At 62.7% G+C, this 4991-nt stretch carries 5 protein-coding genes; all 5 read right to left on the reverse strand.

What is annotated here, in order from left to right; translation table 11 throughout:
* Nucleotides 1-8: 8 nt before the first annotated feature.
* Nucleotides 9-1721, reverse strand: a complete 1713-nt coding sequence (locus B4L36_RS03060) for an ABC transporter substrate-binding protein (protein ID WP_292952190.1) — start codon at nt 1719-1721, stop codon at nt 9-11.
* A 41-nt stretch (nt 1722-1762) separates the two neighbouring features.
* Nucleotides 1763-2077 (reverse strand): DUF2160 domain-containing protein, encoded by a 315-nt coding sequence (locus B4L36_RS03065; protein WP_292952238.1) that lies wholly within the window; start codon nt 2075-2077, stop codon nt 1763-1765.
* Nucleotides 2078-2257: 180 nt separating this feature from the next.
* Nucleotides 2258-3079 carry a carbohydrate ABC transporter permease gene (locus B4L36_RS03070; protein WP_292952193.1) on the reverse strand — a complete coding sequence of 274 codons (822 nt, stop codon included), beginning with the start codon at nt 3077-3079 and terminating at the stop codon, nt 2258-2260.
* The gene (locus tag B4L36_RS03075) at nt 3079-3945 is read right to left on the reverse strand and encodes a carbohydrate ABC transporter permease (RefSeq protein ID WP_292952196.1); all 867 of its coding nucleotides are present in this window, start codon (nt 3943-3945) and stop codon (nt 3079-3081) included. Before B4L36_RS03075 ends, B4L36_RS03070 begins: the two co-directional genes overlap by 1 nt.
* Nucleotides 3945-4991: ABC transporter ATP-binding protein (locus tag B4L36_RS03080; RefSeq protein WP_292952199.1), on the reverse strand; the 1047-nt coding region annotated here is incomplete at its 5' end. The genes B4L36_RS03075 and B4L36_RS03080, both read right to left, overlap by 1 nt.

The following is a 4991-nucleotide window of genomic DNA, read 5'->3' on the forward strand; positions in this document are numbered from 1 at the left end:
TTCAGATCTTATTGCTGCCAGCTTTTGACCAGTTCGTCATAGCTGATGGTTTCCGGCTGGGGCTTTTCGTTGTCCAGCTTCAGTTGCGGCGCGATGGTGCCGTCTTCCTTGGCCTTGTTGTTCCACCATTCCAGATCCTTCTTCTCGGCCATCTTGGGGCCGATATCGCCCTGGATGCCGGCGCGTTCCAAACGCTCCATGACCTTTTCCTGCTCGGCACAGAGGCTGTCCATGGCCTCTTGCGGGGTCTTGGCGCCCGAGGAGGCGTCGCCGACCGCCTGCCACCACAGCTGCGCCAGCTTCGGATAATCGGGCACGTTGGTGCCGGTCGGCGTCCAGTTCAGGCGGGCGGGCGAACGATAGAACTCGATCAGGCCACCCAGCTTGGGCGCGCGTTCGGTAAAGCTTTCGTCCTGGATGGTCGATTCGCGGATGAAGGTCAGCCCGACATGGGATTTCTTCACATCGACCGTCTTCGACGTCACGAATTGCGCGTAGAGCCATGCCGCCTTGGCGCGGTCCACCGGCGTCGATTTCAGCAGCGTCCACGAGCCCGCATCCTGATAGCCCAGCTTCATGCCTTCTTGCCAATAGGCACCATGCGGCGAGGGAGCCATGCGCCACTTGGGCGTGCCGTCCTCGTTCACGACCGGCAGGCCGGGCTTGACCATGTCGGCGGTGAAGGCGGTGTACCAGAAGATCTGCTGGGCGACCTCGCCCTGGGCGGGGACCGGACCGGATTCGCTGAAGGTCATGCCCTGCGCGGCGGGTGGGGCATAGGCCCTGATCCAGTCCAGATATTTCTGGATCGCATAGACCGAGGCCGGCCCGTTGGTATCGCCGCCGCGCGACACGCAGCTGCCCACGGGGCGGTCGTTTTCATCGACCCGGATCCCCCATTCATCGACGGGCTTGCCGTTGGGGATGCCCTTGTCGCCGTTCCCGGCCATCGACAGCCAGGCATCGGTGAAGCGCCAGCCCAGCGAGGGATCCTTCTTGCCATAATCCATGTGGCCATAGACCTTCTTGCCGTCGATCTCGCGCCCGGTGAAGAACTCGGCGATGTCCTGATAGGCCGACCAGTTGACCGGGACGCCCAGGTCATAGCCGTATTCTTCCTTGAAATCGGCCTGAATCTGGGGGTCGTTGAACCAGTCGTAGCGGAACCAGTAGAGATTCGCGAATTGCTGGTCGGGCAACTGATAAAGCTTTCCGTCAGGCGCGGTGCTGAACGACTTGCCGATGAAATCGTCGATGTCGAGGCCCGGATTGGTCACGTCCTTGCCATCGCCCGCCATCCAGTCGGTCAGGTTGCGCGCCTGCTGATAGCGCCAATGGGTGCCGATCAGGTCGGTGTCGTTGACATAGGCGTCATAGACATTCTCGCCCGATTGCATCTGGGTCTGCAACTTCTCGATGACATCGCCCTCGCCGATCAGGTCGTGGGTGATGTTGATGCCGGTGATCTTGCTGAAGGCCTCGGCAAGCACCTTGGATTCGTATTCGTGGACCGTGAGGGTTTCCGACACGACGTTGATGTTCATGCCCGCGAAGGGCTTGGCCGCGTCGATGAACCATTGCATCTCGGCCTCCTGTTCCTCTCGGGTCAGGGTCGAATTGTCGATCTCGGCATCGAGAAAGGCTTTCGCCTCTTCCATGCCCGCCTGCGCGCCTGTCGCCATCAGCGCAAGCGCCATGGCGGTCGTCAGATATCGTCTCATGGTTTCCCTCCCATTGGATGCCGGTTTGGCTCCGGCGGTTTTCACACCCAGCGAAACACCGCTGCGGCGTAGATCAGTGCAACGGCCAGTCCGCCCCAGAGCGGCGTGCCGATGGTTCCCAGCCAGATCAGGCTGATGAAGGCCGAGCCGAGAAGGCTGATGAACAGCCGGTCCCCGCGCGTGGTGGTGATGCCCAGGACGCCCCGGCGCGGGGTCTCGGGAAAGCGGATGGCGAGCCATGTGAACAGGATCAGAAGGCCCGCGATGATGGTGAAGAACAGGGCGGTCGGGAAGGTCCAGGCCATCCAGCCGCCGGGATTGATGCTGCCCGTCCAGTCGCGCGCCTCGTCGCGCATCGGCACCAGCGTGGTCAGCCAGAACACGAAGCCCAGCCAGATCAGGCCAAGCGTCGCGAAACCGAGATTGACGGATCTACGCATGGTCCGGCCCCTTCGATTGTGTCGCGCGGCCGGCAGGGACGATGCCGGGACGCGGAGGCATCAGGAGACGGCGCCGCGAATTCTGCGGATGGTTCATCACACCCTCCCCATGGCAAAACCCTTGGCGATGTAGTTGCGCACGAACCAGATCACCAGCGCACCGGGGATGATGGTCAGCACGCCCGCCGCCGCCAGCACGCCCCAGTCGAGGCCCGAGGCGCTGACCGTGCGTGTCATCGTCGCCGCGATGGGTTTCGCATTGACCGAGGTCAGCGTCCGGCTGAGCAGCAGTTCGACCCAGGAGAACATGAAGCTGAAGAAGGCCGCGACGCCGATTCCGCTGGCGATCAGCGGCATGAAGATCTTCACGAAGAAACGCGGAAAGGAATAGCCGTCGATATAAGCGGTCTCGTCGATCTCGCGCGGGACGCCGGACATGAATCCCTCCAGGATCCAGACGGCCAGCGGCACGTTGAACAGGCAATGCGCCAGAGCCACGGCGATATAGGTGTCGAAAAGTCCGATCGAGGAATAAAGCTGGAAGAAAGGCAGCGCGAAGACCGCCGCCGGCGCCATGCGGTTGGTCAGAAGCCAGAAGAACAGGTGCTTGTCGCCCAGAAAGCGATAGCGGCTGAACGCATAGGCTGCGGGAAGCGCGACCGAGATCGAGATCACGGTGTTCATCGCCACATAGGTCATGCTGTTGACATAGCCCATATACCAGGACGGATCGGTCAGGATCGTGCGGTAATTGTCGAGCGTGGGATTGCGCGGCCACAGGCTGAGGGTACCGAGGATCTCGCTGTTGGTCTTCAGGCTCATGTTCAGCAGCCAGTAGATGGGCAGCATCAGGAACAGCAGGTACAGCGCCATGACCAGCGCGGCGCCACGGCCCTTGGATTCAGCGACGGCGGCCATCAGAGCGTCTCTCCCTCCTTGGTCATGAGTGTGTAGAAGACGAAGGAAATCAGCAGGATCACGAGGAAATAGATCAGGCTGAACGCGGCTGCCGGCCCCAGGTCGAACTGACCCACCGCCATCTTCACGAGGTCGATCGACAGGAAGGTGGTGGCGTTGCCGGGCCCGCCGCCGGTGACGACGAAAGGTTCGGTATAGATCATGAAGCTGTCCATGAAGCGCAGCAGGATCGCGATCAGCAGCACGCCCCGCATCTTGGGAAGCTCGATATGGCGGAATACCTTCCAGCGCGAAGCCTGGTCGATCCGCGCGGCCTGATAATAGGCGTCGGGGATGGATTGCAGCCCGGCATAGCACAGCAGTGCGACCAGGCTGGTCCAGTGCCAGACATCCATCACGATCACCGTAATCCACGCATCGAAGGCGTCGTTCACATAATTGTAGTCGATGCCCAGTTTCGACAGCGTATAGCCCAGAAGGCCGATATCGACGCGGCCGAAGACCTGCCAGATCGTGCCGACCACGTTCCACGGGATCAGCAGCGGAAGCGCCATGAGCACCAGGCAGAAAGAGGCCCAGACGCCCTTTTTCGGCATGTTCAGCGCCACGAAGATGCCCAGCGGAATCTCGATGGCGAGGATGATCGCCGAGAACAGGATCTGCCGGCCAAGGGCCGCGCGGACGCGGTCCGAGCGAATCGTCTCGTCGAACCATTCGAGGCCCGCCCAGAAGAACTGGTTGCCGCCGAACGTATCCTGGAACGAGTAATTCACCACCGTCATCAGCGGCAGCACCGCCGAGAAGGCGACCAGCGCAAGGACCGGCAGAACCAGCAGCCAGGCGCGGTTGTTGAGGGGTTTTTCCATCAGGCGGCCCTTTCCACGGCGGCCGGATCGACGCGCCAGTCATCGGCATAGACATGGATGAAGGCGGGATCGGGGATGATCCGGTCCGCCCCGGCGGGAATGGGCTGGCCCTCGGGGACGATGACGTTGACCGCGGCGCCTTCGACATGGCCGCGCACGATCCGGTGATTGCCCACATCCTCGATCCGGTGCAGCATGAAGGGCAGGCCCTCGCAGCCGGTGCCGAGGCGCATGAATTCGGGGCGGATGCCGATCCGGATCCTGCCCGATAGCGGCCCATAGCCCCGCGCCAGCGCGATCGGCACGCCCGCCACCTGCGCCGTCGCGCCCTCGACCCGCGCATCCAGCAGGTTCATGCCGGGCGAGCCGATGAAATAGCCGACGAAGGTATGTTCGGGCGCGTCGAACAGCGCCTGCGGGGTTCCGGCCTGAACCACCCGGCCGTCATACATCACCACGACCTGATCGGCGAAGGTCAGGGCCTCGGTCTGGTCGTGGGTGACATAGATCATCGTATGGCCGAAACGGCGATGCAGATCCTTCAGCTGGGTGCGCAATTCCCATTTCATGTGCGGGTCGATCACGGTCAGCGGCTCGTCGAACAGGATCGCGTTCACATCCTGGCGGACCATGCCGCGCCCGAGGCTGATCTTCTGCTTGGCATCTGCGGTCAGACCGCGGGCGCGGCGGTCCAGCACGTCGGTCATGCCGATCATCTCGGCCACCTCGGCGACGCGCGACTTGATCACATCCTCGGCCAGGCCGCGATTCTTCAGCGGAAAGGCCAGGTTCTGCCGCACCGACATGGTGTCGTAGACGACCGGGAACTGAAACACCTGCGCGATGTTGCGATCAAGCGTGGGCAGGCCGGTCACGTCCGTCTCGCCGAACAGGACGCGGCCCTGCGAGGGGACCAGCAGCCCGGATATGATGTTCAGCAGGGTCGATTTTCCGCAGCCGGAACTGCCCAGAAGCGCGTAGGCGCCGCCGTCGCGCCATGTCAGGTTCATCGGCTTCAGCGCCCAGTCCGCGTCGCCGGACGGATC

Origin of the sequence: Paracoccus sp. UBA889, from assembly GCA_002294185.1 — a bacterium.
Classification (GTDB): domain Bacteria; phylum Pseudomonadota; class Alphaproteobacteria; order Rhodobacterales; family Rhodobacteraceae; genus Paracoccus.